Origin of the sequence: Breznakiella homolactica, from assembly GCF_016616095.2 — a bacterium.
Lineage (GTDB): Bacteria > Spirochaetota > Spirochaetia > Treponematales > Breznakiellaceae > Breznakiella > Breznakiella homolactica.
Map to the genome: position 1 here is coordinate 1682939 of NZ_CP067089.2, position 26748 is coordinate 1709686.

Here is a 26748-nt window from a genome sequence, read left to right on the forward strand (position 1 = left end):
GGGGGTATCATGAAAAAAAGAATCACCGCTGGTCTGGTACTGGGTTTGCTGATCCTGGCTGCCCTTCCCGCTCAGACGGGACAGGACAGTTCCCTGGAAGGGATCTGGACCGGAAAAGACGAAATAGGGGCTTTTCATTTTATTTTTCAGGGAAACACCCTCTTCATGCTCAGCCGGAATACGGTCAGCGTGGGAACATTCTCCGCCGGCGGAGGCAAACTCAGGTACACCGTCCAGAAGCAATACGACGGGTACCAGTGGAACACCGGGAAAAATGATATCCTGGATCTGGAGTATCTCTTTTCCGGAGGGCGTCTGATTCTTGTTTTCGGGGGAGATCCGCTGTCCCTGGAAAAGGTTAATTAGGACCGCCGCCTTCCCAGCGGAACACGGAAAGGAATCGTATGGTATATCTGGCACTGCTGCGCGGAGTCAACGTAGGGGGCAAAAATCTCATCAGGATGGACGCCCTTAAGTCCGCCTTCGAGGGGTTGGGATTTACCGATGTGAAGACCTATATCCAAAGCGGCAATGTCATTTTTTCATCCGCTGAAAAGGACAAGTCCGCTATTGCAAAAAAAATCAGGGAAGAAATCCGGGAAACCTTCGGCGCGGATACGGATATCCTGGTTTTTACCGGCAAACAAATCAGGACTGTGGTCGCGGAAGCTCCGCCGGATTACGGCACCGATGAAGCATGGAAGTATGATGTCCTCTTTTTTGCGGACACCTGCAATCCGGAAGATGTAATCCTGGATTTTCCGGTCCGGGAAGGTGTTGACCGGATCCACCTGGGCAGACAGGTTATTTACGCTGCCCGGCTCAAAAGCCTCGCTTCCAGAAGCCATATTTCCAGGATTATCGGTATGCCGTTTTACAGAAGCCTGAGCATCAGGAACTGGAACACCACCCGGAAACTCAACGAACTCCTGGGGAATTAAAAACCGGCTGCGGGCGTTTTCCGGGAAACGGCAGGCCCTAAAGGAACATCCATGGATAACTTCAAAATCGGACTCCTGCAGATAGCCCCTGCCGCAACCCAGGAAGGAAACCTCGGGAAAGGTCTGGACTACTGCGGCCGGGCAAAAGCGCTGGGGTGCGACTTGGTTCTGTTCCCGGAGATGTGGAACACCGGGTATGTTTTTTCCCGGGACAGCCGGGAAGCCCTGGATGCCGGTTCGCCCTTTGTGCGGGCCTTTCAGGAACAGGCCGGGAACCTGGAAATGGCCGTGGCGCTGACGTATCTCGAGGCCGTTCCCGGAGGAACCAGAAATACCGTTACGGTGTTCGACCGTACCGGGAAAAACATCCTGACATACGCCAAGGTCCACACCTGCGACTTCGGCGATGACGCCTGTCTCATTCCGGGGAATGAGTTCACGGCCGCGGTCCTGGACACCGGCCGCGGAAAAATCACCATCGGCGCTATGATCTGCTATGACCGGGAATTCCCGGAAAGCGCCCGGATCCTGATGCTGAAGGGTGCGGAGCTCATCCTCATTCCAAACGCCTGTCCCATAGGCATCAACCGGAAAAGCCAGCTCCGGTCCCGGGCTTTTGAAAACATGCTGGGGGTGGCCATGGCCAATTACCCGGCGGACAGGGAGGACTGCAACGGCCATTCCCTGGCGTTTGACGGAATAGCCTATGACGATGATTCCCCGGACTGCGGTGAGCGGGATATGCTCCTGACGGAAGCCGGGGAAGCCGAAGGAATCTATACGGCGGAATTCAATATGGACAAACTTGCGGAATACCGGAAACGGGAAGTCTGGGGCAACGCCTACCGGAGACCCGGACGGTATTCCCTTCTCTGCTCCGAAGAGGTCAAGCAGCCTTTTATACGGCGGGATGCCCGGCGCTAAGCCGGAAAAAGAGGATACATATTGGTTGAATTTAAAGTACTGGAACTGAAAAGCAGAGCGGGACAGGAGGATGTGACGGTTTATCCGGTTCTCATCATAAACGGAACGGAGACCCTCCTGTTTGACGCGGGTTACCCGGCCCAGGCCGATACCATTGAATCGGAGCTCAGCCGGCGGGGTTTTTCAATTTCGAATCTCACCGGAATTATTATTTCCCACCACGATCATGACCATGTGGGCTCCCTGCGGGCGCTTAAGACGCGGAATCCTTCCATTAAAATAGCGGCCCATAAAAACGAAGCGCCCTATATAGACGGCAGCCGCACATCCCTGAGGCTGATTCAGGCTGAAGAATACAACATGACCCTGGAGGGCTCCGCCCGGGATTTTGGACTCTGGTTTGCCGGGTATCTGAAAACCATAGAGCCCTGTCCCGTGGATCTTCTCCTCGATGATGCCGCCGGAGAAATAAGCCCGGGGATACGGGTTATTCCCACCCCCGGCCATACCCCGGGACATATCTCCCTCTGGCTGTATGAAAGCGGCACCATCCTGACCGGAGACGCCCTGGCCTTTGAGGGAGGCCGCCTCACGGTTCCCAACCCGGAATTTACGCTGGACATGAAAAAGAGTCTCGCTTCCGTGGAAACCATCCGGGCGCTGTCTCCCAGGACAATAGTCTGTTACCACGGAGGGACGGTGCGGGAAAATATCCCCGGACTGCTGGAAGCTGCGGCCATGGGAAAAACTGAATGAAACAGTGTCCGGGCGGGAGGTGTATATGAATATCCTGAGCGTTGCCCTAGGCGGCGGAATCGGGGCGGTACTGCGGTACGGTTCGTCAAAGCTGGCCCACCGGATTTTTGAAACGTCCTTTCCCCTGGGTATCCTCCTGGTAAATATTCTCGGTTCTTTTCTGATCGGGTTTCTTTTTTCATTATTCAGAATTCATAAAGTTTCGGCCCCGGCGGAATTGTTTTTTATCACCGGCCTGCTCGGGGGCTATACAACATTTTCGTCCTATGCGCTGGAAACCATGGTGCTATTTATGGACGGAAAAACCGGGCCGGCTTTATTAAATCTCCTGCTGAGCAATGGCCTCTGCCTTTTAGCGGTCCTGGCCGGTCTTTGGCTGGGAAAAATCATCTTCCAGCCGGGGTCGGCGGGCTGAGCAGGAAACGGCGCGGAGGGCTTTGGTTAGCCGCTGGCAAAGGGCCGTATCTGTGGTATTATTTCAGCTGACAGAATACAGGATTTACCAACAGGGAGGAACGAAGATGCTCAGATCCTTTTCGGCCTGCACAGACGAAATAGACGACGCGGAACGGGCTGTGTCCGATCTTATCCGGGGACTAGATTTTGAAGGGAATCTGCTCAACAATACCGTGGGTATTCTTTCCTGTTTTGCCGAATTCCTGGAAACGGGAATTATCGAAGCCCTGCAGAAAACACTGCCCTTTGACATCATCGGGACTACTACCATAGCGAATGCGGCTGCCGGAACCCTGGGAGAAACCAGTCTCTGTCTCCTGGTAATTACCAGCGACGACATAGAATTTTCCCTGGGACTCAGCGGGCCCATTTCCGGGGAAGACCCCGAGACATTGAAACAGGCTTACCGGGATGCATCCTCCGGGCGGGAGAGCCGCCCCGCGTTTATGTTCAGTTTCGCGCCCCTGCTCTTCAACACTGGGGTCGACTTTTTCGTCGAAAACCTGGATGAAATCTCCGGCGGGATTCCCAACTTCGGGACCCTGGCGGTGGACCATAACGCGGATTACCATGATTCCCAGGTGATCTTCAGGGGTCAGTCCTGGAGGGACCGCTGCGCGGTACTCCTGGCTTACGGGGATTGTGTCCCGGATTTCTACATCGGGACCATCTCCGACGAGAAGGTCTTCCCCGAGAAAGGGGCGGTTACCGCCTCCCAGGGCAATCAGCTCCAATCGGTGAACAACAAATCCGTCACAGATTATCTGCTCTCTCTGGGGCTCACAAAAAATGAGGAAGGTTCTATCACGGGGATCAATTCCTTCCCTATTATCGTAGACTTCAACGACGGTACCGAGCCCGTGGTCCGGGCAATGTTTGCCCTGACCCCTGACGGGAGTGCCGTGTGCGGCGGTAAGATTCCCGTGGGATCCATCTTAAGTATCGGCCGCTTTGACGCCGATGAGATCATCGATTCATCAACCGCCGCTCTGAACAAGGCGCTGTCCAAAGGCAGGGAGTACAGCTTGCTTTTAGCCTATTCCTGCATAGGCCGGTACTTTACCCTGGAATACAAACAGCTGGCGGAACTGGAATTGCTGGTATCCAGAATGAAAGGCCGCAAAACAAACTACATGATGGCCTATTCCGGCGGCGAAATCTGCCCGGTCCGTACCCGGGATGGGAAAACCGTAAACCGGAGCCACAACAATTCCTTTGTTATCTGCGCACTGTAAGGAGCGGAGAAAGTATCATGGAAACGGGAGACAGGAAAAGTTCTGAAGGGGAAGCGTCCGCAAAAAAGCTACGGGAAGAACTTACGGCCCTCCGGGCCGAAAAAGAAAACCGGGAACGGGAATTCCGGCGGCTGGGACGGGAACTGGCAATGCTCAGACGGCAGCTCGACCGGAACCGGGAAGCCGCCGCTGCACGGGAAAGCATCCAGCGGACCATCGCGGCGAAGCGGTCCGAACTGGAACGGTACATGAAACTCCTCATGGAGAACTGTCCGGACACCATCATTCTCTTCGACAAAGAAGGCAGAATGGTCTATTGTACCGCTTCTTTTCTGCGGAGCTGCGGCATCCCCGCCCTGGGTATGGTCCAGGGACTCCATTACCGTGAACTCCTGGAGCCCTATGCCGAAGCGGACTTTCTTGAAAAAATTGACCGGGGATTTTCCGCGGTTTATGCCGGGACTTCCCTGGTGGAACTTTCCGAAACCGTGGATTTTGCCAGGGACGGAACGCCCCGGAACTACAGCATCCAGCTTACCCCCATGCTGGGGGATGACGGAACGGCCCAGGGCGCCATGGCCTTTTTTTATGACATGACCGAAGTACTCAAGGCCAAAGGCGAGGCTGAGCGGGCCAACGCCGCAAAGTCGGATTTTCTGGCCACGGTCTCCCACGAAATCCGGACCCCCATGAACGCCATTATCGGCCTTTCCGGAATGCTCAAGAGTACCGGACTGGACAATACCCAGCATCAGCATCTCCGGAATATCCAGAACGCTTCCCAGGTACTGCTGAATCTTATAAATGACATTCTGGATTTCTCCAAGATTGAAGCCGGAAAAATGGAAATCTTTCCGGAGTACTTCAGACTGGCCGGGCTCCTATCCAATCTCAGGGCCATGTTTGAACTCATGTTCAGCCAGAAGGGACTGGAATTTTCGTGTACCTTTGCGCCGGACCTGCCCGAGGTTGTCCTGGGTGACGAATCGCGGATCCGGCAGATTTTCACCAATATTCTCAACAATGCCCTCAAGTACACCGAACGGGGACGGATCGATTTTACCGCGGCCCGGGCTCCCGGCGGGAACCTCGCGTTTATTGTGGAAGATACCGGGATCGGAATAAAGGAAGAGGCTCTGCCCCGGCTGTTTACCGCTTTTGAGCAGCTCGATCTTGCCCGGAACAAAAAGGTCACCGGCACCGGTCTGGGTCTGGCCATAACAAAAAAGCTCTGCCTACTCATGGATGGAGATATCCGGGTGGAAAGCCGTTACGGCGAAGGCTCCCGCTTTACCGTTACGCTTCCTCTGGCCGAAGGCCGCCCGGAGGATCTTCCCGCGGAAACCAGAGCCAGCCGGATAGAATTTACCGCCCCGGAGGCCCGGGTGCTGGTGGTGGATGATATCGATATAAACCTCCAGGTTGCCGCGGCCATGCTGGAGCCTTTCAAGGTACAAACCAGCTTTGCCTCCAGCGGAGCTGAGGCGGTGGAAATGGCCGGGACCAATGCCTATGATCTTATTCTTATGGACCACATGATGCCCGGCATGGACGGTGTCGAAGCCGCCGGCCGGATCCGAGCACTGGGAGGGAAAGAAGCCCAGGTGCCCATCGTAGCCCTTACAGCCAACGCCGTAAGCGGCGCCCAGGAAATGTTCCTGGCCAACGGTTTCAGCGGTTTTCTCTCAAAACCCATGGACGAGGGAGCCCTGGCGGATTGCCTCATGACCTGGCTGCCCAGGGATCTGGTTGTTAAGAAATAAGCCATAGACCATTGGGACGTTACGCTTTATGACGGAAAAATCAGGAGGGACCAGTGAAACCCCAGGAACAATTTGTGGCCGAGCTTTTTGAAGGCCAGAACCTTTCATTTATCGGCTCCGTTGACGGGGACGGCTTTCCTCAGATCAGGGCAATGCTCCGCCCCCGAAAGCGGGAGGGCGTCAAAATCATTTATTTTTCCACCAACACCCCCACCAACAAAATCCGCCACTTCCGGGAAAATCCAAAGGCCTGCGTGTACTTCTGTGACCCCAGGGGATTCCGGGGAGCTCTGCTCACGGGAACCATGGAGGTTCTTGAAACCCCGGAATTCAAGGAACTCCTCTGGCATGAGGGCGATGAACTGTACTATCCCGGCGGTATCACGGACCCAAACTACTGTGTGCTCCGGTTCACCGCCCAAAAAGGCCGGATCTACGGAAATCTTCAATCCGAGGATTTTACTGTGGATTACGGTGAATAGGCCTGGGAATCCCCGGCCAGGTCTCCCCTATCTCACGGGAATAGTGTACACTCGTTCCTGTGAGGTATAAAAATGAAGGTAAAATTCTTTTCTTTTTTCTTAATTTTATTTGCTGTATGCGTTTTACCCCTCTTCTGCGGCGGTGCTTCGGAGCCGGTGCTGGTCAATACCGAAACCATTGATCCCGCCCGTGCCGGAAGTGTCTCCGTGGTCTACGGGGCCGATGATATTGAACTCTTCCAGGGTGATGGGGAAGCCCTGATTGTGAAAGAATACATGAGCAAGGACAGCCCGGATTATTACGCCAGGGTTAACAGCGGGACCCCGGATATAACTATCGAACAGGGCCGGCGGCCCCTGGGGAGTTTCCGTTCCCGGATAGAGGTCACCCTTCCCCGGTCCTATACCGGAGAACTGCGGATACGCAGCCAAAGCGGCAGTATCCGGAGCGGCGCTGTTCTCGGCTTATCCACCATACGCCTGGAGACTTCCAGCGGAAAAATACAGATAGATGAAGCCAGGGCGGGTTCCCTGGAAATCACCTCCAGCAGCGGGGGCATTTCCGCGGGAAACCTGTCAGCAAATACCATAACCATCTCCTCCAGCAGCGGCAAAATCCGATGCGATACCGCCGCCGGTACCTTCCGGGCCGAAACCCAGAGCGGGAGCCTCAGTTTCGGTAATCTCCGCGGGGCGGTATCCCTGGAAACATCCAGCGGGGTCGTCCAGGTAGATAGCCTGGAAGGTTCCTTCACGGCCCGGTCGTCCAGCGGCGCCATACGCTGTGCCGTATCCAAGCCCCTCGGAAACATCGGCATGGAGACTTCCAGCGGAAAAATACAGCTCAGCCTGCCGGAAACCACGGCGTTCCAATTCAACGCCGAAACTTCCAGCGGCGCCATACAGACCCCCTTTTCGGACAAGCTGGCGGTACCCTTCAACGACCGGAAAAGCGCCCAGGGTTTTATCAACGGCGCTGAGAATTCCGGCGGGACCTTTTCCGTGAATATAAAAACCTCTTCTGGGTCCATCACCGTCGGCTGGCTGTAGAGCCTGATGAAACTGGGCATCCTCAGAGAATAACAGCCCTGGGGTACCGGCAGGGAAGCAGCCGCCATGACAAATACCCTACTGATTCTATTTTACCTTCCCCTGCTGATTATCAGCGGTATCCTGCTGGTGTCCACAATCTTCCGCAAAAACAAACTCTATGTGGACCGGGTTTATATTATTCTCTGCCTGCTTCTCATAGGGTGGCAGAGTTTTGAACTGCTGTTTTATGGTACCGCCGATCCCCGGGTGGTGGAATTCATTTACTCCGCCAAGTTTATGTTTCTGGCGTTTATTCCGGTGGTTTTTCTTTTCCTGGTTGCCGGGGTGTACCGGATACAAAAGAGAATTCCGTTCTGGGTCAGGATTGTTCTTATTACGGTCCCGGCGGTCACCGCAGTCATGGGGCTCACCGCCATGGGCCATGGACTTTTTCGGACCGGCGTCCAGGTTCTGTCCATGGCTCCGCTCACCCAAATCAAAAGCAGCCGGGGTATCTGGTATTACGTGAATGTCGTCTTTACTTTTGTTCCGGTGCTGAGTATCGGAATCATAGCCTTGGCTCAGCGCAGGAATCTCCCCGGGGTTTATCGTCCCACGGCGACACTGATACTGCTGGGATTCCTGGTTTTTCTCACCGGTTTTCTTACGGAGATCCTGGGCATAGACCAAGGGCACCGGCTGGATTTCAATCTTATCGGTACCAGTGTCGCCAATTTTCTGTTTTACATCGGTGTATCAAGCAACGGCAGGGCGGATTACCTGAACGTATGGCGCCGGAACATGTTCGACTATCTGGATGAAACCATCCTTGTGCTGGACGAGGCCGGAACAGTGGCGGACGCCAATGGACCCGCAAAAAAACTGTTCAGTTCCCTGGGGATACGTCCCCTGGGGCTTCCCGCTGAAACCTTATGGAAAACCCTGGCCGCCGCGGGGAAAATTACCTTCCGCCGGCTGGAAAGCCAGGACCATTCCGCAATGGGCGAAGACATGTACGTGTCCAACGGCAAGTACCCGGTGGTCTACAATATCCGGCACCGCAATCTTTCCGCCGCGGAAACCAGCAGCATGGGAACCGCGGGTACAGGCGGCTTCATTATCCTCACGGAGGTTACCCGTAACCGGCTGCTCATTGAGCGGCTCCGGAGCCTTGCGGGGATCGATTCCCTGACCAAACTTAAAAACCGTTTCGGCTACAACCTGGCCCTGCGGGAACTGGACCGGCCGGAAAACCTTCCCATAAGTATTATTATCGGGGACATCAACGGCCTTAAGAGTCTGAACGACCGTTTCGGCCACGAAACCGGTGACGCACTGCTGGTCAAGGCGGCGGAGATCCTCAGCCGCTGCTGTCCGGAAGAAGGAATTGCCGCCCGGCTGGGAGGGGACGAGTTCGCCATCATGGCAGGACACTGCGGTGCCGGAGCGGCGGCGGAGCTGATCAGGAGTATTCAAACCGCGGCGGAAGAGGTAAATGATTTTCCCCATCCGGTATCTATCGCTTTGGGATGCGCCACTAAAACCAGACCCGGGGAAAATATAAACACCCTTATATCGGCGGCCGACTCCTGTATGTACACCGACAAAAAGTCCGGAGGGCGGAAAGCATGATCGACGCCGTTCCCCTGGCTGTTTACACAGTTCTTGCGCTGTGCTCCCTGGTTCTTATCTTTCTGACTTTGCACAAAAAAGACCGCAGCCGCATGGACAGGGACCTGATCTTTGTGACCGCTGTGATCCTCTGCTGGCTCGTTTCCGCGATTGCCTTTTTCAGTACCCGGGATGCGGCTCTGGCCCGGTTTCTCTTTGATCTGAAACTTCCCTTTGTAGCCCTCACCGTCCTGGCCTGGTTTCTGTACATCGTACGATTTTACGGTCTCACCAGCTATTTTCCCCGGGCCGTCACCGCGTCTCTCTTCATTATTCCAATCTTTACCCTGGGGATTGCGCTGACTTCACCGTACCATAGTTTTATCCGTCAGGAAATGGAAATCCTGGGAACCTATCCCCGCCACATGGTACGTATGGTCCGGGGACCCTGGTTCTGGTACCACTCCGTATACTGTTACATACTGATGCTGGCGGCATTTATTCTTGCCCTGACCCAGCATAAACAGATCCTCAGGATTTACCGCCTGCCTTCAACCCTGCTGCTCCTGGGTATTTCACTTTCAGTGGCAGCCAATATCCTGGTGGTACGGATTTCCCTGGCTTTGGATTTGTCCCTGGTATCGGCAAGCTTTTCTTCAATGCTGCTTTACCTGGCAACGAAAAACTATCACGGCCTGGACTTCTGCATCCGCGCCCGGCAGGAGGCGTTCCATTACCTGGACCGGTCCATATTCATCCTGGACGATGAGGAAGGAATCGTCAGTGCCAACAGGAGCGCACGCTCCTGGCTGGAACAGACGGGAATTACTCCAGAAGGCGGATCATTCCGGAGCGTGGCCGAAAAAATGGCGGCGCTGTCGGAAAAACAGGAATCCCTGGATGATCTTGGCCAGGGAAATGATTTTTACTTCCGCTCCGGACGGATTTTCAACCTCCGAAAAAAACCCATCTACGACAGGCGGAACAATCCCCTGGGGTCTTTTGTCTTCATTACCGACGAAACGGAAAACCGTAAACTTATTGCTTATCTGGACCGGCATTCGGGCATGGATGCGTTAACGGGGTTATCCAACCGGCGGCAGATGGAGGAAGTTTTTTCCCAGCTGGACCGGGACGGCGGCTATCCCCTGGCAATTATCGCCGGTGATCTCAACAATCTTAAGGAAATCAATGATACCCTTGGCCACCAGCAGGGAGACATTCTCCTCCGGGTAACGGCGGAAACCCTTCGCAGTACCTGCCCGCCAAGGGCCCGGATTTTCCGTACCGGAGGGGATGAGTTTACCATCCTCCTGCCTGGTCACGGGACAGAGGACGCGGATTTGCTGACGGACGCCATCCGGAACGCCCTGGAAAAACAGCGGCACCGGTATCCCTTTAAACCTTCTATCGCCCTGGGTGTGGCGGTACAGGAGAACCCCGGGGAGGAGTTTTCCGGGACTCTCCGGCGCGCCGATGCCGCTATGTACCGGGACAAAGAACGCTGTAAATCCCAGCAGGCAAAAAGAACGTTATAAAACTGGCGGCGCTGTTCCAAGGTTTATGAACCCGTAAAAGCCGCGGTAAATTCTTTTATAAAATCCGCTATAAAATACGCGGAAGGTTCCACTAACCCCGGGTCTACCGTATCCAGAGTATCCCGGGGGGTGTGGGTATCCCGTAAGCCGCCGCTGCCCATGTCCGAGGACGCCAGGGCCAGACAGGGTATCCCCTTAACAGCAAAGGGAACATGGTCTCCGGCGTACCAGGGTTCGCCGGTTACCGTTTCTTTCCTTCTTCCAATAATATCCTCCGCCAGCAGCCGTGCTGATTCATCCAGGTTGTAAAATGAAACCGCCGTCCGGGAACCTCTATGGCAGGGGGAATCGCTGTTGATTACCAGTAAAGGCAGGACCGGCGGCCCTCCCGGAATCCCGCCGCCCTGTTCCAGATAAGCAAGATAGGCCAGCATCCCCGGAGCGCCGTAGTAATCCTCGCCGTTGACCGGAACAATATCAACACCAAAGACCCCGGATCCAAGACCCCGGGCCGCCTCAAGAAGCACCGCTGTTCCCGCGGCGTTGTCCAGCGCTCCGGGGGTGTTGTAGGCAGTATCCATGTGGGCGCAGAACACAATCCGGCCCCGGGGTTGCACCACCCGCCGGGACGCAACCAATTGGCGGCTCCGCGCGGGGAGAGTCTTTGAGTTAATCGTGAGAGCCGCGCTTCCTCCCGGGAAATCTGATTCAATTTCCCTCAAAATACCGGCGCTGATATACGCCGAAGGAATGGTAAAATTGCCATCCTCAAAAAGGGGAAAAGGATCCATTCCGCAGAGGGGGTGCTGTCCGGTGGCGGCGACAATGGCCGCCGGCGCCTTCTCCTCGAGAAGGGTAATGAGCCGCCGGTGATCTTCAGGGTAATAAAACGGATAGTCCTTGGGCTGGAGCGGTCCCTTGGTAAGTTCCCCGGTAAGCAGGAGAATCCGGCCGCGGCAGTCAAGGGTCTCCAGTTCCGCCATGGTCCCGGCGGCGGCGGTTCCGGCGGTACCGGAAAAACCACGGGAAAACGTACCGGGAAAGACTTCGAACTCCCGGCCGTTAATGGTAAGCACGGATCTCCCCCGTTCCCAGATCCTGCAGCTGAATGGCAGGGACCGGACATCATATTCCATATTCCTGAGATGCTCCTCAAGATACGCCAGCACCGCGTCGTTCCCCGGGGTGCCTACAGGCCGTTCCCGGGAAAGGGTCTCCAATATTTTTCGAACCATGTATCTCTCCTTCTGCTTTTTCAGAGTAAAGGTACGGAAAATGCAGAGGGTGGTGTACAAGTGTAAGGTTTGAAAATCAAAATTTTGAAATACTCCGGATCAGGACTGCCCTACAGGTCTTCCTGAGGCAGCGCTGCCATCCGGTCAAAAAGACCGGGGAGATTTTCCGCCGCTTTTTTGAGAATCGTAAGTTCTTCCAGCCAGCGGTCCCCGGCGGACAGCAGTTCATCCGCCGGCGGTTGGGACAGGCCGCTAAGTACTTCCCCGGGACGGCCCCGGTCAAAGAGACTGAGGCTGCGGTGGACCGCGGACATGCTGTACCCCGACCGGCGGAGCATGCAGACAATACGCAGCCGTTCCATATCAGCCGGACTGTAGAGCCGTTCCCCTTTGTCCCCCAGAAGTTCCGAATGGACCAGCCGGTTTCGTTCCCAGTTCCGCAGGGTCTCCGCCGTTGTACCCAGAATCATGGCAGCTTCTTTCCGGGAAAGAAACCGTTCAGGCGGAGGATTCCTTTTCTCCGGACCACGATGCCCTTCCCCGGGATTGGCCCATACCCGGAGCAAATCCGCAGTTTCCCGGGCCCGGCGTATTTCTTCTTCAATAATATGAATATACTCCAGGGCAAGATCCCTGCCCGTCTCAAAATCCCGGGACGCCCCGGCACGGATCACGGCATACCCCGCGGCGCGGATTGTCCGGTTGCTGTAGAGAAAACCGAAGATATTCCGGCAGATTTCCAGCTGGAGAACCTGGAGTTCCGTAAAACAGCGGTAATTGTTCTCCCCCCGCTCCGCCGGTGAAATAAAGCCAAGACGTTCGTAGAGCCGTATGGTATTGGGGTGAAGGCCGAAACGCCGGGCCAGGTCTATGGGTTTATAGCAGTCCAAAGAAAAATTCCTTTTTGGAATTCTATACTTTTTCAGCATACTATGCAGAAACGGGAATGTACAGCCAAACCAGTCAGGGCTTGATTGCCAGTTTCCAAAAGAAAGGATATAACAGATCTATGATCGATATGACCCAGGGGAACCCCCTCAGACTGATTTCCCGTTTTGCCCTGCCCCTTTTGGCGGGCAACGTACTCCAGCAGATGTACAACATGGTGGACAGCATTGTGGTAGGCAATTTTGTGGGGAAAGAAGCCTTGGCGGCGGTGGGCAATTCCTATGTGATAAATTTCCTCCTGACATCGCTTTTTATGGGGATCGGACTGGGCGCGACAATTCTCATTTCCCAGTTTTTCGGCGCAAAGCAGAACAGCCGGATCAAGGAAACGGTGGATACCATGTACATCGCCTTGCTTATTTCCGGCGCGGCGGTGACGGTAATAGGCATCTTTATAGCCGAACCCCTGCTCCGCCTGATGAATACCCCCGAAGGCATAACCCTGGACTGGTCCGTGGAGTATCTGCAGATTCTGTTCCTGGGGACAGTTTTCAGCTTCGGGTACAACATTAACAGCGGCATCCTCCAGGGCCTGGGGGACAGCAAGCTGCCACTCCTGTTTCTTGCCATCGCTGCGGTGCTGAACGTTATCCTGGACCTGGTTTTTGTGGTGGCCTTTGGCTGGGGCGTGTTCGGTGTTGCCCTGGCGACCATTATTTCCCAGGCTTTTTCTTTCCTCTTCGGTATCTGGTTTATGAACCGGTACGTAAAGACCGTGCATATTTCCCTCAGGCGTATGCGTTTTAATCCGTCGATCCTCATTCAGAGCATCCGGATCGGGCTTCCCGCGGGGCTGCAGAATATGATGTTTTCCCTGGGAACCATGGTACTCCAGCGGCTGGTAAACAGCTACGGGCCGGCTTTTATGGCGGGGTACAGCAGCGTAGGCAAAATCGACTCATTTGCCTTTATGCCCATCTCCAGTTTTGCCACCGCGGTGACCACCTATGTGGGACAGAACATAGGAGCCCGGAAGATGGACCGGGTAAAAACCGGTGTCCGGAACACTCTGTTCATGTCCGGAGTTTTATGTATAATCATCAGCTTCCTGGTGATTGTGTTCGGCCGATATCTGATGATGGCTTTTTCCAATGACGAGGAAGTGATTCTCACGGGGGTTGAATTTCTCAAACGGCTCATGCCGTGTTACGTTCTGCTGTCCGCTTTGTTTATCTTTAATGCCGCCCTCCGGGGTGCGGGCAGTTCCATACTGCCTCTGGTTTCGTCCATAGTATCCATGCTGGTATTCCGGGTTCCCCTGGCGTATTTCCTGGACAGCCGCTTCGGGAAATTCGAAATGTTCTGGTGTTACGGTATCGGGTGGGCCGCGGGACTTCTGATTTCCGGTATTTACTACATTTCCGGCCGCTGGAAGAAAAAAGCCTACCAAACATTGGAAGCCGCAGAAGGCCAGGGGTGAAGGATTTTTACAGCGCCGCAGCAGAAGCGAAAAAGACAGGAACAATGCGGCCTTATGTACTATACTTTGTATTATAATGTAGAAAGAGGAGTTAAAAATGAAAAAACTGTATTCCACAAAAATGACCAATACCGGAGGCCGGTCCGGGGAAGTGCATTCCCCGGATAAGTCCTTTGCTTTCAAGATCGCGGCGCCGGGCCAGACCGCGGAGGGTGCCACCAATCCCGAGCAGCTATTCGCCGCGGGATTCAGTTCCTGCTTCAACAGCGCCCTGGATGTGGTAATGCTCCAGGAAAAAATCAGGGCTAAAAGTACGGTCTCTGCCATTGTCTCCCTGTATGAAATGGATAAACTGGATTTTAAAATCGGGGTTGAAATCGAAGGCCACATTGAAGGGCAGACACCGGAAAAAACCGAAGAGCTGCTGAAAAAAGCTCATCAGGTCTGCCCCTACTCAAAAGCCACCCGGGGAAATATTGACGTCGTAATAAAGGCCGTGTAAAAAAGCGGTTTCGATAGAATATTCTTCTGATTGATACAAAACGCCGGAACAGGCTGAAAAGGCCTGGATCCGGCGTTCTTTATTTTTACGGTATTATCGTGTACAGTTAACCATCCGGAATCCAAACAGATATCCCGCTGCGTCCGGCGGGACACAGCGGGAGAGGAGCACCAATGACCCTGGATATGACAAAAGGCCCCCCGGCCCGTCTGATGATCCGATTCGCCCTGCCCTTGCTGGCGGGGAATCTGTTCCAGCAGCTTTACAATATCGCAGATACACTTATTGTAGGGCGATACCTGGGCAGAGAAGCGCTGGCTGCAGTGGGTTCGGCTTTTGCCATCATCGTCCTGGTCAATTCCATCCTCATTGGATTATCTATGGGCGCCGCGGTTCTTTTTGCCCAGCTTTTCGGCGCCCGGGAGTACCGCAAATTAAAAAGCGCCATAACTATGGCGGCCGTGTTCATCTTCGGCATTACGGTTATCCTCTCGGCGGGAACATTTTTCTTTACCGATGGCATCATTTCCCTCTACCGCATGCCCCCGGAGACCCTGAACTACGCCGGAGATTACCTGCGGTGCATTTTCGCGGGGTTAATCTTTGTCTCGCTGTACAATTTTTCCGCAAACATTCTCCGGGCTCAAGGCGATTCAAAATCACCGCTGTTCTTCCTTACCGCCGCCTGTATCATCAACATCATTCTGGATTTCTGTTTTGTGCTGGGTTTCGGGATGGGTGTCTTCGGCGCTGCCCTGGCCACAGTTATTGCCCAGGCAATTTCCGGGATAAGCTGCACAATCTGGACCGTGAAAAAGCTGCGGTTTCCTGAATTCAAAAAAAGCGACCATGGCTTTGACCGGGGACTTTTCAGTCTGGTGAGCCGCTATGCCCTGCTCACCGCTATGCAGCAGTCGGTGATGAACTTCGGCATTGTTCTTATCCAGGGATTGGTAAATACCTTCGGGGCGGCGCTTATGGCGGCTTTTGCCGCGGGAGTCAAGATCGACGCCTTCGCATATATGCCGGTACAGGATTTCGGCAACGCTTTGGCGACCTATACAGCCCAGAATACCGGAGCCGGACATGATGACAGAGTCCGGTCCGGTCTCCGCTGGGCGGCGTTAATTTCGGGAATCTTCTCCGTTTTTGTTTCAGTACTGGTTTTTATTTTCGCGGAATCCCTCATCGGAATATTTCTCCGGGACAGTGACCGGGAGGTTACCGCCATGGGAGCCCAGTACCTGCGTATTGAAGGCGCCTTCTATGCGCTTATAGGTTTTCTTTTTCTTTTTTACGGTTTTTACCGGGGGCTTGGCCGGGCGGGTATGTCAATTATACTTACCATAACATCCCTGGGAACCCGGGTGCTCCTGGCCTATTCCCTGGCTCCTGGCTTCGGCTACAAGGCAATCTTCTGGGCTATCCCCATCGGATGGTTCCTCGCCGATCTCCTGGGTCTTCTGGTGTGGCTTAAGACACGGAGGAGTTTGCGCGATGATTTTTCATTTTCTCCGTAGTTTCAGTTAAAACCAAGTTTTTCTTTTTTATTCTTCCCGAAGGTTCTGTATTTTTTCATAGTTAGGTCAATTGATTGTTCTGCAGCTTCTAATGATGTTTCAGCATCAGTATTTTTTCACCACTTCAAGAACTTTATATTTTAAATCGAAATTTATTCGGCATATTACGGTCTAACCATCGTTCATAATAAATCATAACATTAAATAAATCAGAAAAAGCTATAATACACAGGAATACAGTTAAAATAATAAAATGCATATTATTTATACTTACATCTCTCGGTTCTTTCAAAAAGAACCTTATAATAATTGAGCTTGTAAATGAAAAAGCAAAAAAATACAAAGAAATTGCCGCTATATCAAATGAGCTGTGGTTTGACTCCGCTGTAAACACTAATGAATAAAATAAAAAACCAGCAAGAAGAATTATATAAATACCTAACAACAATAGGTTACATAATTTTAAAATCATTTTAATGCTTCGATTCTCCTTTTATATCAATCTTTTTTCTATTAAATATGTTACATATAACACCACAAAAATAACAATATCACGAATGGTACTTGCTTAGCGATATAGAGATAACAGGGTGTGGGTTCGTATAATATATACCGCAGATGCCTTCTATGCGGAGGATTTTCCTGACAGCAGACAGGATATACCAAAAAGGGCCGTCCGGATTTCCCGGACAGCCCTCAATTTCAGATTACCTGTGTAGTGTATTTCTTTATTTTCTCTTCATCCAATTCAACACCAAAACCAGGACCATCAGGAACCATCATAAATCCGTTTTCGTGTTTCAACGGATTCTTCGCGATTTCATCGGCGGGACCGGACAGCTGGCCGAAAGGTACGATGTCATGGGCATAATACGACGCATACGATGTTGATACCGCAGTCAGCCATATTGACTGGGACAAACTGCAGCGCGGACGGTGGAGCACTATCCCGACTCCAGCTCCCTCACATATCGCGGATACCTTGAAGAATCCGTTTAAGCCGCCCGTGCGGTACGGGTCAATGCTTAATACGTCAACACAGTCCATCCGTATAAGGTCTATGGCTCTCTGCACCGCCATTTCCGGGGTAAAGGTATGATAGCCGTTGAATTGCTCACAGATACATACTGGTACGCCGGTGAGTTCCCGCAGCTTCTTAAAGCCGTAGGATTCAAACATCCGGAGACACCCTTCGGAATATTGGAGGTTATACTCGGACATCCGTTTGATTATCCGCGCTCCATCCGCCAGGTCATACGCCTGATTCGCGTCCACACGCAGTATCACATCTTCCCACCCAAACTGCCGGCGTACTTCCTTCAATATCTCAAGATCGTTCTTATCATTGGCGCCGACCTTCAGTTTGATTGTTTTTATTCCTTCGGATATGGCCTGCCCGATCTCCTTAATTGCCTGGTCAACCGGTTTCTCTCCCACGAAAAGCGTAATCGCCTGGCGTTCCCGTACCTTTCCGCCAAACAGTTTATACACCGGAAGTCCCATCTTTTTACCGATCGCGTCGTAACAGGCTTCCTCCACCATATGGATATAATTGCGTTCCCGGACTTCGGCGGTGGGATAACTGTTCCGCCAAACCCGTGAGATTCCCGGGCCACGGCGGTTCGCGATATCCTGGATGTCAAACACATCCATCCCTATCACGTTCTTTTTTATTCCGTCAAGATTTCCGCGGAACCCATAGGTTGATTCCCACTCGGATTCACCGACAATTCCTTCATCGGTATACACCCGTAAGATACTGGTCATTATATTTCCGGCATGGGGCCATTTCCCGACCCAGCTTTCGGTCTCTTCCTGAGTTTCATTACGGTAGGGATTTCCATCGTATCCGTCATTTCCGCCGGTCACTGTGGTGCCAACTTTCGGCATCTTCAGCGCGATAGCTTTAATATCAGTGATTTTCACTTCCATTCCTCCAAAAAAATATTGTTGTAAAAGTCCTAAATCAAATTACCTGTGTAGTGTATTTCTTTATTTTCTCTTCATCCAATTCAACACCAAAACCAGGACCATCAGGAACCATCATAAATCCGTTTTCGTGTTTCAACGGATTCTTCGCGATTTCATCGGCCGACCCGGACAGCTGGCCGTGAGGCACGATGTCATGGGCATAATACGACGCATACGATGTTGATACCGCAGTCAGCCATATTGACTGGGACAAACTGCAGCGAGGACGGTGGAGTACTATCCCGACTCCAGCTCCCTCACATATCGCGGATACCTTGAAGAACCCGTTTAAGCCGCCCGTGCGGTGCGGATCGATGCTTAATACATCAACACAGTCCATCCGTATAAGGTCTATGGCTCTCTGCACCGCCATTTCCGGGGTAAAGGTATGATAGCCGTCAAATTGCTCACAGATACATACTGGAACCCCGGTGAGTTCCCGCAGCTTCTTAAAGCCGTAGGATTCAAACATCCGGAGACACCCTTCGGAATATTGGAGGTTATACTCGGACATCCGTTTGATTATCCGCGCTCCATCCGTCAGGTCATACGCCTGATTCGCATCCACACGCAGTATCACATCTTCCCACCCAAACTGCCGGCGTACTTCCTTCAATATCTCAAGATCGTTCTTATCGTTGGCGCCGACCTTCAGTTTGATTGTTTTTATTCCTTCGGATATGGCCTGTCCAATGTCCTTAATCGCCTGGTCAACCGGTTTCTCTCCCACGAAAAGCGTAATCGCCTGGCGTTCCCGTACCTTTCCGCCAAACAGTTTATACACCGGAAGTCCCATCTTCTTCCCGATCGCGTCGTAACAGGCTTCTTCTACCATATGTATGAAATTGCGTTCCCGGACTTCGGCGGTGGGATAGCTGTTCCGCCAAACCCGTGAGATTCCCGGGCCACGGCGGTTGGCGATATCCTGGATGTCAAACACATCCATCCCTATCACGTTCTTTTTTATTCCGTCCAAGGTTCCGCGAAGGCCATAAGTCGCGTAACATTCGGATTCGCCGACAATTCCTTCATCGGTATACACCCGTAAGATGCTGGTCATTATATTTCCGGCATGGGGCCATTTCCCGACCCAGCTTTCGGTTTGCTCCTGGGTTTCATTGCGGTACGGATTTCCATCGTACCCGTCATTTCCGCCGGTCACTGTGGTGCCAACTTTCGGCATCTTCAGCGCGATAGCTTTAATATCAGTGATTTTCACTTCCATTCCTCCAAAAAAGAAATAACTGCTGAAACCCTAAAAATTCACATGTATAATACACAGGCAACTTTTCTGCCTGGCTCCACTTCAATCAAAGGTATATCCTGGGTCTTGCACCGTTCCTGGCAATATTTGCAGCGCGGGGCAAAACGGCAGCCGGGTTTGGGATTGATGGGATTTGTGACTTCACCGGATAAAATTATTCTTTCCTGTTTTCGATCAAGAACCGGAAGCGGTACGGCGGAAAGCAGCGCCTGGGAATACGGGTGAAACTGTTTTTCAAACAATTTGTTTTTTTCAGTGTACTCCACAACCTTTCCCATATACATGACCATGATATTGGTACTTATATGTTTCACAACACAAAGGTTATGGGTTATAAACATATAGGCCAGGCCGTTTTTTTCCTGCAGATCCATGATTAGATTAAGTATTTGTGCCTGAATTGAAACGTCCAAAGCTGAAACCGGTTCATCGCAGACAATAAACTTTGGGTTAAGCGCCAATGCACGGGCTACGCCTACCCTCTGGCGCTTTCCTCCGTCAAGTTCGTGCGGATAAGTATTCACGTAGCGGGAAGAAAGCCCGACAATATCCATCAGTTCAAGGACCCTGTTTTTTATTTCATTTTTGTCTGTTAAGGTTTTACGGACATAAATTGGCTCCGCTATAAGAGCCTGGACCGAAAGCCGGGGGTTAAGTGACGAAAAAGGATCCTGAAAGATCATCTGCATTTCGCTGTAGAGTGGTTTCTTCTTTCTTCCAAAGGGTCCAAATATGCTTTCACCGTTGTAAAGAACTTCACCCTCTGTTGCTTCCAGCAGACCAAGAAGAACTCTTCCGAGAGTGGACTTTCCGCACCCGGATTCTCCGACAACTCCAAGGGTTTCTAATTGGTCTATTTTCAGATCAACATCATCAACAGCATGCACCAGACCGCTGGGGACCTTAAAATATTTTTTTAATCCACGAACTTCCAAGATAGGTACAGCCATTTCTATTCACCCCATTTGTCTTTGTAAAGAAAACACTTGATTGTATGAGTACCTTTCGTATAGTAATCTGGTTCTTTTTCAGCACATATATCTTTTTTATATATACAGCGCTCATAAAACTTGCAGCCCTTTGGCAGATCTTCAGGATTCGGCATCGAGCCTATTATGGGTGTAAGTCTGCGGGCGTTGGTAGTTAAGTCAGGTATACATTTAAAGAGCCCTTCGGTGTATGGATGATTTTCCTTCCGTACGTATATATCTTCTATTTTACCAATCTCAAATATTTCACCGCTGTAAATTACTGCTATTTTTGAACAAATCTCCACGACGATACCAAGATCATGTGTTATCAGCAGCATTGCTGTATTAAATTCAGATTTTAATTTTCTGATAAGTTCCAGTATCTGCGCCTGAATGGTTACATCCAGCGCTGTCGTCGGTTCATCCGCAAGAATAAGTTCAGGTTCGGCAATTAATGCCATGGCTATAATTATTCTTTGCTTCATGCCGCCGGAAAACTGGAAAGGAAATTCTCCCTGCCTGGCTGGAGGTATCCCAACGAGGGTCAGGATATTATCAACTTTTTTCTTTTTTTCCGCCAATGAAAGTTCTTTAAAATGCAAATCAAGAACTTCCATGATCTGTACACCTACAGTTTTGGTCGGATTAAGGCTCGACATGGGATCCTGAAAAATCATTGATATTTTCCGGCCCCTGATTTCCTGCATTTCCTCATTGGAAAAGTTTATCAAATCTTTTCCGTCATAGCTTATACTGCCTTTTTTAATTTCACCAACATTCTTGGGAAGCAGCTTTAAAATGCTCAAAGCCAATGTAGTTTTTCCGGCACCGGTTTCCCCAACCAATCCTACAGTTTCCCCGGCCTCAAGAGAAAAATTGAGCCCGTTAAGCGCGTGTACAACTCCGCTGTCGGTATTGTATTGAACAAACAGGTCTTTTACTTCCAATAAATTGGACATATTGTCCTTCCTTATCTCTTCATTTTCGGATCGAGAGCATCACGAAGCCCATCACCGATAAAATTGGCGCATGCGACAGTCAACCCAATCATCACTCCGGGAATAATACCCAAGTGCGGGAAATGCCTTACAAATTGTCGGTTTTCCGAAAGTATGGTCCCCCATTCCGGAGTAGGCGGGGAAACACCGATACCCATGAATCCCAGTGCGGCTATAGAGAGAATAGCTCCCCCAATAGCAAAAGTCGCTGCGATAATAACCGGCCCGATTCCATTAGGCAGTATATGTTTTGCAATTATCCTGAAATTACTGGTCCCGCAGCATTTTGCGGCTTCCACAAATTCCTGGCTCCGTAATGTTAAAACAGAAACTCTGGTAAGCCGCGTGAATCGTGGAATTTCGGTTACTGCTATGGCAAACGCCAAAGTAAAGGTGCCGTCACCGAGAGCGATACAGACTGCCATTGATAATAATAAATTCGGACACGCCTGCAAAACATCAGAAAGGCGCATAATAATTGTATCTAACACACCGCCGAAGTATCCGGCCGTCCCGCCCGCAACGAGGCCGATTGAAAGACCGACACCAACAGCTACTATACCGGAAAAAAGCGAGATCCTGCCGCCGTATATAATTCTGGCTAATAAATCTCTTCCAAGAGCGTCAGTCCCAAAAATATGCGAGAAACTAGGCGTCGAAAACCGGTTTGGTATATCCTGCGTGATCACATCTTCATAATCGATATACAACGGAGCGCTCACAATAGCAATCACGATAAAACTCAAAATAACAAGTCCCACTATGGCGAGCTTATTTCTTTTATAACGGGCGAGAATCAACCCCCACTGTGAAGTGTCTTTCTTTTTCCCCATAGCGTCACTTTTATCAGACATGGAATCCCCCTCTGCTGTTGTTCATAGCATCAATAATTACTATTCAAGCTTCACCCTGGGGTCAATAAACGCATAAATAAAATCAATCAATAAATTCACCACCGCTACAAATACCCCTACAAAGAAAATCACACCCATTACAACAGGTATATCCCGGACCCTCGCAGCATTTGCTACGTATGAACCAATCCCCGGAATCGCAAACACCGTCTCGATAACGAGGCTGCCGCTTATTACATTTGCAAACATAAGACCAATATGAGTAACTACGGGCAGAAGTCCATTACGGACGACATGGTTTCTGATTACCCAGCCCTCGCTGCCTCCCTTCGCCCGTGCCGTCCGGATATAATCCTGAGTCAGAACATCGAGCATACTGGAACGGGTTATTCTGATTGTAGAAGCCCCGTGACTGGAACCGCTGCTGAAGGAAGGCAATATATAATGCTTGAATGTTGCGGCGCCCATAACAGGGAGCCATCCAAGTATTGTCCCGAAAATCATCTGCAAAAACATTCCAAGCCAGAAAGTTGGAATACTGAAAAACAGCATCGCAAAAGCAAGGACGGAATAATCTATTGGCGTATTATGTTTAACTGCTGCAAGAATCCCTAAAGATACGCCCATAACCGCCGCGACGAGAGTTATCAATACCGCCAATTTGAGTGTATAAGGAATACGCTCGAAAAACTCATTAAAAACAAGTCTCCCGGTAAACCAGGATCTTCCAAAATCACCCTGGAGAGCGTCCTTCATGTATGTGACGTATCGAACCAGTATGGGATCATCCAAACCAAGTTCAATCCGCTTTTCTATTATTTGTTCAGGAAGGGCGTCCGGACCTAAAATAAGAGAAGCAGGATCTCCAGGGGCAAGTGCGAGTATGGTATAAATAAATAAAGTAACGCCGATTAAAACCGGAATAACCAGCAATATACGTTTCAGTATATATTTTAGAATAGTCATCTATACGTACTCCCTGCTATTTTTATAGGTATTCCGGGGATTACCCCGGAATACATCAATTAAATCCTAATAACCCCAGAACCAATACTTGTAGAACAGACCCCGGCACAGCTGGACATCGAGACCTTTTCTCCAGGCTAAGGTATTTACTTCCTGCAGGATGTGAAGATTATAAGCATCTTCAGCGTCAATAGTCTCAACGTATGCCCATCCGGCGGCACGCTTATCGGGATCGGGTTCTCCGCGGTTTTTCAGGAGGAACGCATCCAATTCCTCATTCTGCCTGGGCCCGTTCCAGTTTGGATAGAATGGGCGCCGCGGACGGTACAATTCATTAAACAGGCGGTCAAAATCCAGATGTGAGGCGGAAGAACTCGACAATAAGGCATCAAAATCACCGGTTCTGTTTTCAATTTCCACGCGGGTTGCGGCATCCACCACAAGGATGCTCATGTTAATTCCGGCTTCCCGCAATGAACCTTGAATAACTTCCGCCGCTCTTTGCTCAGGTCCGGCCCGGACTACAACCTTAAATTCCTGGCCATTATAATTTGCGGCCTTAAGGTATTCCCGTGCTTTATCAAGATCCCTGGTATAGGTGTAATACGTTCCATCAGGCGGCCGTGAAGTAAAAGACTTTGAACCATATAAACTGGTGACCTCGCCTCTTCCGGCGTACACCGCCATATTGACAGCGTCCTTATCAACCGCGTGCTGAACAGCTTTACGGAAATTCATGTTATTCGAAACCCAGCTTTTTTCCAGCAAATTAAATCTCATTGTTAATGTCGTGGAAGAATCGATGGTGTCCCATACTACATTGGGGTCACTCAGGAACAGCAGATTATCAATGGGAGAATTAATTACCACATCAATTTCACCGGACTGCAGAGCAAGTATCATTGTGTTGATGTCGGGTATTGTCCTTATAATAACACGCTTAAACTGTGAAGGCCCTCTCCAATAGTCTTCATTTCTTTCAAGGGTAATCGAGTTTCCAGGTATGCTGCTTACATATTTAAAGGGACCTGTTCCGATAGGTTTATCCTGCATACCCTGAAGACCTACTTCGTCAAAATACTTTTTGCTCTGAATACCAAAATGTCTGATACACATCCAGTTTATCGCGGGCGCATACGGAGCGGTAAAATGAATTATAACGGTCAAGTCATCGACAATTTCGACGTGGTCAAGATTCATCCCGATCCGCCCAGGATTCATTCTTTCATTCCCTTCTATAGTAAAATGGAAATCTTCGGCCGTTAATTTATAACCGTTATGGAAATAGACATTGTCCCTGATATTAATTTTTAGCTGCATCAAGTCAGGAGTGAACTCCCAGGATTCAGCCAGTTCGGGATTTATCTGCATGTTGTAGGTGTCAAAATGAAACGGGAAATCAAATACATTATAAAGAATCGGATGGTCAAATTGGCTTGAATTTCTAGAATGCAAAGATGAAAAAAGAGTAGGTTCCTGCAAAACGCCGATAACCAGTTCCCGGTCCATTCCTTTAGTTCCATCACCTGCAGAGCCAGTGGCAGCATCTTTTTTATTACTGCAACCCAGCATGACCGCTGCAAAACATACAGCAATCAGGATCATTGCGATCTTCTTAGCTTTCATACCCTCTAATTCTCCTTTCCTTGCAATAAAATAAAAACCATATCCCCGTATGGTGGGCTGTACTTTAAAAAACGGAGACTGAAATTAAGCCACCAGTCCGGCAGAAACAAAACACCAAACATCCTCCTTAACGGACAATACACTTACCCTTTGCTTTGAAGATTATAAGAACGGATTTTTTAATGCGTCAACAAATATTTGTATGATTTCATGAGTTTGAATATTCCGATGCAATTATTTGCAAATCTGTGCAGCGCATTCAAACTATAAAAACCAAACCCAACGGTGTGATTTAATTTTTTTACCGGAAGAAATTCACTGCGGTGTTTTTCATAGATTGCGCACATGCAGCATGCCAGAAGCGGAAAATTATTTTCTGACCAGTACAAAGAAAACATCGGCATCCTCCGGAATACATTCCAACCCAATTGTGACAACACTCAATTTATTACGCAGATGCGCAAATCATTTTTCTCTTCAGAATTACGTCTGCTTCTACCAGGCACATTACCCCGAGGCGCACACCAATAGCGCACACCGACATTCCTATGCTCAGCGATTTTGGCGATCATCACCATAAACCGACAGATCATTTCAGTGTCCCAGGGTCGAGAAAAAAATTACAGTTTTTTAAAGATTTTTTACGGACAGGTAGATACAGAAAACTTTATTAACAGAAAATACGCTAAGTGTATTTTCTATAAGCTTTTCTGCGCAGGACTTCCTCCTTTCTGGACTAATAGTAACTCGACTATATATACTTGTCAAGAAAAATCACTCCAAAATATCCAATTATATATATAGGACAAATTTATTAAAAAAGCAGAAGACATGATTAAACCGGAATTATAATAGAAAATATTTAAAAGATCGTCAGACAGAAATGAAGCCAGTGATCTGTACTGTGAATACACAGAAAATTTCTCTCAGTTCATGACAATGATTTTTGTGCATACCCTAACTGCAGGAGTAAATTGTTTTTCATCTAGTCACGCAGGAATTGATTGAGATGCCGAGCCCGCTCCGCTTTGTTCAAACGCTTCATTTATTTTTTTTGCGCCGGTAACCTGCGCTTTGGTATTCCCTGACGGCCATCAGTTAAACGGTACATTAATGTGGTCACCATAAACCCGATCCGCTTCTTTTTAACGCACCCCTTAGCTGCAGTAAAACCTTTGCATTCACTCAAGCGTATTGAAAAGAAATTTCGCAGAGATTATAGCTTTGTATTTGATTATGCACTGCAAACACAGTATCAATACTAGCCGTACTGAAAAATCAATCAGATGTTTTTTGAACTCGATTGCGGCATAAACTGCGGCCCTTCTCTATCAATGTCCGCATTGATATGACACGCCATGATACTGAGAGTAAAATACATCTTAATTATTTTTTGAATCATGATGAACTGAAAAGAGCGATGATATATTTCATGCGGTATTCTCTTAAACACCAATCCGTCAATGATAAAGAAATCGATGATAACGAACTTTGTTCAATCAAAGACATCCATCGGTGAAGTGGCTGTACAAAATTTTCAGCCGGCGATGGATATTGCTGTCATCGTAAATATCATGCCGCTCGTTATTATTGATGATGTAATTAATGGCTGGAGTGTGTGTGACAGCATCTGAATCAGCGGTGCACAAAAAACCGCAAATCTAAAATAAGATTTTCAGTTTCATCGAAAGCTTTACGGAAACGGCAGCCCAGCCGGTTTCCCCAGGGGACCATG

At 50.2% G+C, this 26748-nt stretch carries 23 protein-coding genes; 14 read left to right on the plus strand and 9 right to left on the minus strand.

Annotated features, from left to right (window positions below; genetic code table 11):
• Window positions 1-9: 9 nt before the first annotated feature.
• The 11 genes from JFL75_RS07775 to JFL75_RS07825 all read left to right on the plus strand — a co-directional run bounded on the left by JFL75_RS07775 (window position 10) and on the right by JFL75_RS07825 (window position 10738).
• On the plus strand, window positions 10-366 hold the full coding sequence (locus tag JFL75_RS07775) for a hypothetical protein (RefSeq protein ID WP_215626114.1): 357 nt from the start codon (window positions 10-12) through the stop codon (window positions 364-366).
• 38 nt (window positions 367-404) lie between these two features.
• The gene (locus JFL75_RS07780; protein ID WP_215626115.1) at window positions 405-941 is read left to right on the plus strand and encodes a DUF1697 domain-containing protein; all 537 of its coding nucleotides are present in this window, start codon (window positions 405-407) and stop codon (window positions 939-941) included.
• A 51-nt stretch (window positions 942-992) separates the two neighbouring features.
• Window positions 993-1865, plus strand: a complete 873-nt coding sequence (locus JFL75_RS07785; protein WP_215626116.1) for a carbon-nitrogen hydrolase family protein — start codon at window positions 993-995, stop codon at window positions 1863-1865.
• Between the two features lie 21 nt (window positions 1866-1886).
• The gene (locus JFL75_RS07790) at window positions 1887-2621 is read left to right on the plus strand and encodes an MBL fold metallo-hydrolase (RefSeq protein ID WP_215626117.1); all 735 of its coding nucleotides are present in this window, start codon (window positions 1887-1889) and stop codon (window positions 2619-2621) included.
• A gap of 25 nt (window positions 2622-2646) precedes the next feature.
• A complete protein-coding gene (gene crcB / locus JFL75_RS07795; protein WP_215626118.1) occupies window positions 2647-3036 on the plus strand; it encodes a fluoride efflux transporter CrcB in 390 nt (129 codons plus the stop codon).
• A gap of 106 nt (window positions 3037-3142) precedes the next feature.
• A complete protein-coding gene (locus JFL75_RS07800; protein WP_215626119.1) occupies window positions 3143-4312 on the plus strand; it encodes an FIST N-terminal domain-containing protein in 1170 nt (389 codons plus the stop codon).
• A 17-nt stretch (window positions 4313-4329) separates the two neighbouring features.
• Window positions 4330-6075: an ATP-binding protein gene (locus tag JFL75_RS07805; RefSeq protein WP_215626120.1), complete on the plus strand. Its 1746-nt coding sequence runs from the start codon at window positions 4330-4332 to the stop codon at window positions 6073-6075.
• Between the two features lie 53 nt (window positions 6076-6128).
• Window positions 6129-6557, plus strand: coding sequence for a pyridoxamine 5'-phosphate oxidase family protein (locus JFL75_RS07810; protein ID WP_215626121.1), 429 nt, complete (start codon window positions 6129-6131; stop codon window positions 6555-6557).
• Window positions 6558-6629: 72 nt separating this feature from the next.
• Window positions 6630-7607, plus strand: a complete 978-nt coding sequence (locus JFL75_RS07815) for a DUF4097 family beta strand repeat-containing protein (protein ID WP_215626122.1) — start codon at window positions 6630-6632, stop codon at window positions 7605-7607.
• Between the two features lie 66 nt (window positions 7608-7673).
• A complete protein-coding gene (locus JFL75_RS07820) occupies window positions 7674-9221 on the plus strand; it encodes a sensor domain-containing diguanylate cyclase (RefSeq protein WP_215626123.1) in 1548 nt (515 codons plus the stop codon).
• A complete protein-coding gene (locus tag JFL75_RS07825; protein ID WP_215626124.1) occupies window positions 9218-10738 on the plus strand; it encodes a histidine kinase N-terminal 7TM domain-containing diguanylate cyclase in 1521 nt (506 codons plus the stop codon). Before JFL75_RS07820 ends, JFL75_RS07825 begins: the two co-directional genes overlap by 4 nt.
• Window positions 10739-10761: 23 nt before the next feature.
• On the opposite strand, the gene JFL75_RS07830 is transcribed toward JFL75_RS07825, so the two are convergent.
• The gene (locus JFL75_RS07830) at window positions 10762-11973 is read right to left on the minus strand and encodes a M28 family peptidase (RefSeq protein WP_215626125.1); all 1212 of its coding nucleotides are present in this window, start codon (window positions 11971-11973) and stop codon (window positions 10762-10764) included.
• Window positions 11974-12083: 110 nt separating this feature from the next.
• The gene (locus JFL75_RS07835) at window positions 12084-12863 is read right to left on the minus strand and encodes a MerR family transcriptional regulator (RefSeq protein WP_215626126.1); all 780 of its coding nucleotides are present in this window, start codon (window positions 12861-12863) and stop codon (window positions 12084-12086) included.
• Between the two features lie 119 nt (window positions 12864-12982).
• On the opposite strand from JFL75_RS07835, the gene JFL75_RS07840 reads away from it, so the two are divergent.
• The 3 genes from JFL75_RS07840 (at window position 12983) to JFL75_RS07850 (ending at window position 16363) form a co-directional block, all read left to right on the plus strand.
• Window positions 12983-14341, plus strand: coding sequence for an MATE family efflux transporter (locus JFL75_RS07840; RefSeq protein WP_215626127.1), 1359 nt, complete (start codon window positions 12983-12985; stop codon window positions 14339-14341).
• A gap of 97 nt (window positions 14342-14438) precedes the next feature.
• Window positions 14439-14843, plus strand: a complete 405-nt coding sequence (locus JFL75_RS07845) for an organic hydroperoxide resistance protein (RefSeq protein WP_215626128.1) — start codon at window positions 14439-14441, stop codon at window positions 14841-14843.
• A 173-nt stretch (window positions 14844-15016) separates the two neighbouring features.
• The gene (locus JFL75_RS07850) at window positions 15017-16363 is read left to right on the plus strand and encodes an MATE family efflux transporter (RefSeq protein WP_215626129.1); all 1347 of its coding nucleotides are present in this window, start codon (window positions 15017-15019) and stop codon (window positions 16361-16363) included.
• A 702-nt stretch (window positions 16364-17065) separates the two neighbouring features.
• On the opposite strand, the gene JFL75_RS07855 is transcribed toward JFL75_RS07850, so the two are convergent.
• The 7 genes from JFL75_RS07855 to JFL75_RS07885 all read right to left on the minus strand — a co-directional run bounded on the left by JFL75_RS07855 (window position 17066) and on the right by JFL75_RS07885 (window position 25013).
• Window positions 17066-18289 (minus strand): mandelate racemase/muconate lactonizing enzyme family protein, encoded by a 1224-nt coding sequence (locus JFL75_RS07855; protein WP_215626130.1) that lies wholly within the window; start codon window positions 18287-18289, stop codon window positions 17066-17068.
• A 40-nt stretch (window positions 18290-18329) separates the two neighbouring features.
• The gene (locus JFL75_RS07860; protein ID WP_215626131.1) at window positions 18330-19553 is read right to left on the minus strand and encodes a mandelate racemase/muconate lactonizing enzyme family protein; all 1224 of its coding nucleotides are present in this window, start codon (window positions 19551-19553) and stop codon (window positions 18330-18332) included.
• 44 nt (window positions 19554-19597) lie between these two features.
• Window positions 19598-20548, minus strand: coding sequence for an ABC transporter ATP-binding protein (locus tag JFL75_RS07865; RefSeq protein ID WP_215626132.1), 951 nt, complete (start codon window positions 20546-20548; stop codon window positions 19598-19600).
• A 2-nt stretch (window positions 20549-20550) separates the two neighbouring features.
• Window positions 20551-21528, minus strand: a complete 978-nt coding sequence (locus JFL75_RS07870) for an ABC transporter ATP-binding protein (protein WP_215626133.1) — start codon at window positions 21526-21528, stop codon at window positions 20551-20553.
• An 11-nt stretch (window positions 21529-21539) separates the two neighbouring features.
• Window positions 21540-22421, minus strand: coding sequence for an ABC transporter permease (locus JFL75_RS07875; RefSeq protein ID WP_215626134.1), 882 nt, complete (start codon window positions 22419-22421; stop codon window positions 21540-21542).
• A gap of 39 nt (window positions 22422-22460) precedes the next feature.
• Window positions 22461-23387: an ABC transporter permease gene (locus JFL75_RS07880; RefSeq protein WP_223292797.1), complete on the minus strand. Its 927-nt coding sequence runs from the start codon at window positions 23385-23387 to the stop codon at window positions 22461-22463.
• A gap of 66 nt (window positions 23388-23453) precedes the next feature.
• Complete coding sequence (locus tag JFL75_RS07885) at window positions 23454-25013, minus strand: ABC transporter substrate-binding protein (RefSeq protein WP_215626135.1); 1560 nt, start codon at window positions 25011-25013, stop codon at window positions 23454-23456.
• Window positions 25014-26748: the final 1735 nt, after the last annotated feature.

What these genes read in the sequence shown, in the direction of transcription:
- JFL75_RS07785 (WP_215626116.1), top strand. Translation starts at nt 993, where the DNA reads ATGGATAACTTCAAAATCGGACTCCTGCAGATAGCCCCTGCCGCAACC.
- JFL75_RS07780 (WP_215626115.1), top strand. Translation starts at nt 405, where the DNA reads ATGGTATATCTGGCACTGCTGCGCGGAGTCAACGTAGGGGGCAAAAAT.
- JFL75_RS07870 (WP_215626133.1), bottom strand. Translation starts at nt 21,528, where the DNA reads ATGTCCAATTTATTGGAAGTAAAAGACCTGTTTGTTCAATACAATACC.
- JFL75_RS07825 (WP_215626124.1), top strand. Translation starts at nt 9,218, where the DNA reads ATGATCGACGCCGTTCCCCTGGCTGTTTACACAGTTCTTGCGCTGTGC.
- crcB (WP_215626118.1), top strand. Translation starts at nt 2,647, where the DNA reads ATGAATATCCTGAGCGTTGCCCTAGGCGGCGGAATCGGGGCGGTACTG.
- JFL75_RS07880 (WP_223292797.1), bottom strand. Translation starts at nt 23,387, where the DNA reads ATGACTATTCTAAAATATATACTGAAACGTATATTGCTGGTTATTCCG.
- JFL75_RS07820 (WP_215626123.1), top strand. Translation starts at nt 7,674, where the DNA reads ATGACAAATACCCTACTGATTCTATTTTACCTTCCCCTGCTGATTATC.
- JFL75_RS07845 (WP_215626128.1), top strand. Translation starts at nt 14,439, where the DNA reads ATGAAAAAACTGTATTCCACAAAAATGACCAATACCGGAGGCCGGTCC.
- JFL75_RS07850 (WP_215626129.1), top strand. Translation starts at nt 15,017, where the DNA reads ATGACCCTGGATATGACAAAAGGCCCCCCGGCCCGTCTGATGATCCGA.
- JFL75_RS07885 (WP_215626135.1), bottom strand. Translation starts at nt 25,013, where the DNA reads ATGAAAGCTAAGAAGATCGCAATGATCCTGATTGCTGTATGTTTTGCA.
- JFL75_RS07800 (WP_215626119.1), top strand. Translation starts at nt 3,143, where the DNA reads ATGCTCAGATCCTTTTCGGCCTGCACAGACGAAATAGACGACGCGGAA.
- JFL75_RS07805 (WP_215626120.1), top strand. Translation starts at nt 4,330, where the DNA reads ATGGAAACGGGAGACAGGAAAAGTTCTGAAGGGGAAGCGTCCGCAAAA.
- JFL75_RS07775 (WP_215626114.1), top strand. Translation starts at nt 10, where the DNA reads ATGAAAAAAAGAATCACCGCTGGTCTGGTACTGGGTTTGCTGATCCTG.
- JFL75_RS07875 (WP_215626134.1), bottom strand. Translation starts at nt 22,421, where the DNA reads ATGTCTGATAAAAGTGACGCTATGGGGAAAAAGAAAGACACTTCACAG.
- JFL75_RS07840 (WP_215626127.1), top strand. Translation starts at nt 12,983, where the DNA reads ATGATCGATATGACCCAGGGGAACCCCCTCAGACTGATTTCCCGTTTT.
- JFL75_RS07815 (WP_215626122.1), top strand. Translation starts at nt 6,630, where the DNA reads ATGAAGGTAAAATTCTTTTCTTTTTTCTTAATTTTATTTGCTGTATGC.
- JFL75_RS07865 (WP_215626132.1), bottom strand. Translation starts at nt 20,548, where the DNA reads ATGGCTGTACCTATCTTGGAAGTTCGTGGATTAAAAAAATATTTTAAG.
- JFL75_RS07830 (WP_215626125.1), bottom strand. Translation starts at nt 11,973, where the DNA reads ATGGTTCGAAAAATATTGGAGACCCTTTCCCGGGAACGGCCTGTAGGC.